4 protein-coding genes are annotated in these 3,746 nt (G+C 75.7%); all 4 read right to left on the bottom strand.

Annotated elements, in window-relative coordinates; all coding sequences use genetic code 11:
• Positions 1 to 172: 172 nt before the first annotated feature.
• A complete protein-coding gene (locus ACRYR2_RS24915) occupies positions 173 to 1,213 on the bottom strand; it encodes a hemolysin family protein (RefSeq protein WP_432565694.1) in 1,041 nt (346 codons plus the stop codon).
• Entirely contained in the window at positions 1,210 to 2,553 is a 1,344-nt protein-coding gene (locus tag ACRYR2_RS24920; protein WP_432565695.1) for a hemolysin family protein, read from the bottom strand. Before ACRYR2_RS24920 ends, ACRYR2_RS24915 begins: the two co-directional genes overlap by 4 nt.
• 185 nt (positions 2,554 to 2,738) lie before the next feature.
• On the bottom strand, positions 2,739 to 3,548 hold the full coding sequence (locus tag ACRYR2_RS24925) for an alpha/beta fold hydrolase (protein ID WP_432565696.1): 810 nt from the start codon (positions 3,546 to 3,548) through the stop codon (positions 2,739 to 2,741).
• Between the two features lie 19 nt (positions 3,549 to 3,567).
• Positions 3,568 to 3,746: IMP dehydrogenase (locus ACRYR2_RS24930; protein WP_432565697.1), on the bottom strand; the 179-nt coding region annotated here is incomplete at its 5' end.

Raw genomic sequence — 3,746 nt, forward strand, 5'->3', positions numbered from 1 at the left:
CCCCCCCCCCCCCCCCCCCCCCCCCCCCCCCCCCCCCCCCCCCCCCCCCCCCCCCCCCCCCCCCCCCCCCCCCCCCCCCCCCCCCCCCCCCCCCCCCCCCCCCCCGCCCCCGCCCCCCCCCCCCCCCCCCCCCCCCCCCCCCCCCCCCCCCCCCCCCCCGCCACCGGCGACCTCAGGTGCGGGCGCGCTGCATGGCGTCGCTGACCTCGCCGACGAGCTCCTCCAGCACGTCCTCGAGGAACACCACGCCCGTCACCGCACCCGAGGCGTTCACGACGCGGGCCAGGTGGGCGCCGGTGCGGCGCATCGCGGTCAGGGCGTCCTCGACCTCCTCGCCGTCGCCGAGCGTGCCGAGCTGACGCACCCGCTTCTCGGGCACGGCCTCGGCGTAGCGCTCGTCGTCCGCGTACAGGATGTCCTTCAGGTGCAGGTAGCCGTGCAGGTCGCCGGCGTCGTCGACGACCGGGAACCGGCTGTACCCGGTGCGTGCGACGAGCGCCTCGACGTCGGCGGGGGTGGCCCCCAGTCGCAGGGTCCGCAGGTCGCCCAGCGGGACGGCGATGTCGCCGACCGTGCGGTCGGAGAACTCCAGCGCCCCGGTGACCAGGCCCCCGGAGTCGTCCAGCGTCCCCTCGCGCTGGCTCTCGGCGACGATCGACTGCACCTCCTCGACCGTGAAGGCGCTGGCCACCTCGTCCTTGGGCTCGACGCCGAGGAGCCGCAGCGCGGCGTTGGTCAGGGCGTTGAGGGCGCGGATGAGGGGCCCGATGACCCGGCCGATCGCGACCAGCGGCGGCGCCAGGAGCAGCACGGCCCGGTCCGGGCCGGCGATGGACAGGTTCTTCGGGATCATCTCGCCGACGACGACGTGCAGGTACGTCACGAACGCCAGCGCGATGACCAGCGCCACCGGGTGGACGAGGAACTCGGGCAGGTGCACGGCGTGGAACAGCGGTTCGAGCAGGTGCGCGATGGCCGGCTCGGCGACGGCCCCCAGGCCCAGCGAGCACAGCGTCACCCCCAGCTGGCAGGCGGCCAGCATGAGCGAGACGTGCTCCATGGCGGCCAGCGCCGAGCGGGCGCGGGCGCTGGTCTCGGCCAGCGGTTCGATCTGGCTGCGCCGGGCGGACAGGACCGCGAACTCGGCGCCGACGAAGAACGCGTTGCCGAACAGCAGGACGACCGCCAGGACGATCGAGAACTCGTTGCTCACTGCCCACTCCCCGCTGCCGTCGTGAGGGATTCGGCCAGGCTGACCGGGCGCGGCCGCAACCGCAGCCGCTCCACGCGCCGGCCCTCCATCCGCGCGACCCGCAGGACCGCGCCGCCGACCTCGACCTCGTCACCGACGGCCGGGATGCGCCCGAGCCGGGCCATGACGAAACCGCCGACCGTCTCGTAGGCGGAGTCGTCGGGGACCTCGACGCCGGTGGCGTCGCGCACCTCGTCGGGCCGGGCCAACCCGGGGACGGTCCAGGAGGTGTCGCGGTGCTGGCGCAGCCCGCCGCGGTCGCGGTCGTGCTCGTCGGAGACGTCCCCGACGATCTCCTCGACGAGGTCCTCCAGCGTCACCACACCGGCCGTGCCGCCGTACTCGTCGACCACGACGGCCAGCTGCAACCCCTTCTGCCGCAACTGCCGCAGCAGCGGCTCGAGGGTCAGGGAGTCGGGGACGCGTCGGACCTCGGACATCAGCGCGGCGGCCGGCACGTCGTGCCGGCGCTCGGGCGGGACGGCCACGGCGGCCTTGAGGTGCACGACGCCGCGCACGTCGTCGTCGTCGTCGCCGGTGACCGGGAACCGGGAGTGGCCGGTGCTGCGGGCGCGGGCCACGACGTCGGCGGCGGTCTCGTCGGTGCGCACGACCTCCATCCGCACGCGGGGGGTCATGACGTCGGCGGCGGTCTGGTCGCCGAACAGCAGCGAGCGGCTGATGAGGTTGGCGGTGCCCTCGTCCAGGGTGCCCATGTCGGCCGAGCGGCGCACCAGCGCGGCCAGTTCACGGGCCGAGCGGGCTCCGGACAGCTCCTCCTGCGGTTCGACGCCGATGCGGCGCAGGAACCAGTTGGCGCTGCCGTTGAGGACGGTGATGAGGGGCCCGAAGAACCAGGTGAACCCGCGCTGGAGCGGGGCGACGACCCCGGCCGTGGCGATCGGGACCGACAGCGCGAGGTTCTTGGGGATCAGCTCGCCCACGACCATCGAGAACGCCCCGGCGACGACGACGCTGACGACGCCGGCGACGGTGTTGGCCAGGGTCTCGCCCAGCCCGACCGAGGTCAGCGGGCCGTGCAGCAGCGTCGCGAGCGAGGGTTCGGTCAGGTAGCCCAGGAGCAGGGTGGTCAGGGTGATGCCGACCTGGGCGCCCGACAGCTGGGTCGACAGCGTCCGCAGCGCCGGCAGCACCCCGGCGGCACGCCGGTCCCCGTCCTCGACGGCCTTCTCGACCGTGAAGCGGTCCAGGGTGACGAACGCGAACTCGGCCGCGACGAAGACCGCGGTCCCGAGGGTGAGCAGGACCCCCACGAGCAGGAGCAGCCATTCGGTCAGCACGGGGGGGCTCCCAGGGCCGCGGGACGGGGCTGGCGGGTGCTGCTGGGAGGGTCGGAGTCGACCCGGGAATCTGAGCTCATGGCGTCGCCGATGCTAGTCGGTGGCTCCGGGGAACCGCCTTTCGGACGCGGTGCCGGAACGCGGTCGGGAACCTGCCGACCTGCCCCGGCACCCCGGGACGGGACTCAGAACAGGGTGTCGCCCGCGAGGAAGGTCTCCAGGGGCTGCACGCAGCGCCGGGCCGCGCGCAGCAGGGAGTCGTGCACGCAGCCGCCGGCCACCAGCGCCGTCGCGCTCGGGACGACGGCGGCCATCGCGTGGGCGGCCTCCCCGAAGAACGCCGGTGAGCGCTCCCCCGTGAGCAGCAGGGCGCGGGCGGGCAGGTCGGCGTAGACGTCGGCGGGGCCGTCGAACTGCAGCCCGGCGCGGGTCTCGGCCAGCACCTGCGGCAGCCGCGCCGCCGTCGAGCGGCCCCACTCGGTGCGGGCCAGCACGCCGCCCAGCAGCCGCTGCACCCGTTCCGAGCGCGCCACGGCCTGCAGCGAGGACGTGCGCAGGTGCCGGTCGAGGTGGGCCAGGGCCAGCTCCGGGGAGTTCGTCGCCAGCGCCCGGGCGGCCTGCTCCAGCGCCTCCTCCGGCACCGACCCGTCGATGGGCAGCACGGCGTCGTAGACCGCGACCCGGTCGACGCAGCGCTCGAGCAGCCCGGCCGTGGCCAGCAGCGCGACGAGCCCGCCCAGGCCGTGGCCGAGCACGAGCCGGGCGCCGGTGCGGGTGAGCACGGCGCCGAGGAGGGCGACGTCGTCGGCCACGGCGTACCGGGCGCCGTTCCGGCCGACCTGCTCGCGGTCGTAGCGGTGCACGGTGAACCGTGCGCCGAGCCGGTCGGCCAGCCGGCCGTAGTCGGCCGAGGGCCGGGCCCCGTGCACGAGGACGAGCCCGGGACCCGCGCCGGACGTGACGACGTCGACGGGCGACCCGTCCGCCCGTCGCACGCCCTCGAGGATCAACCCGTCACCACCCTGCGGGCAGCGGGCGCCCTTCGTCGTAGCCGGCGGAGGACTGGACGCCGACGACGGCGCGCTCGGCGAACTCGGGCACCGTGCGCGCGCCCACGTAGGTGAAGGAGCTGCGCACCCCGGAGGTGATCTGGTCCAGCAGGTCCTCCACCCCGGGCCGGGCGGGGTCCAGGT

It is taken from the genome of Kineococcus deserti (assembly GCF_050871945.1).
Lineage (GTDB): Bacteria > Actinomycetota > Actinomycetes > Actinomycetales > Kineococcaceae > Kineococcus.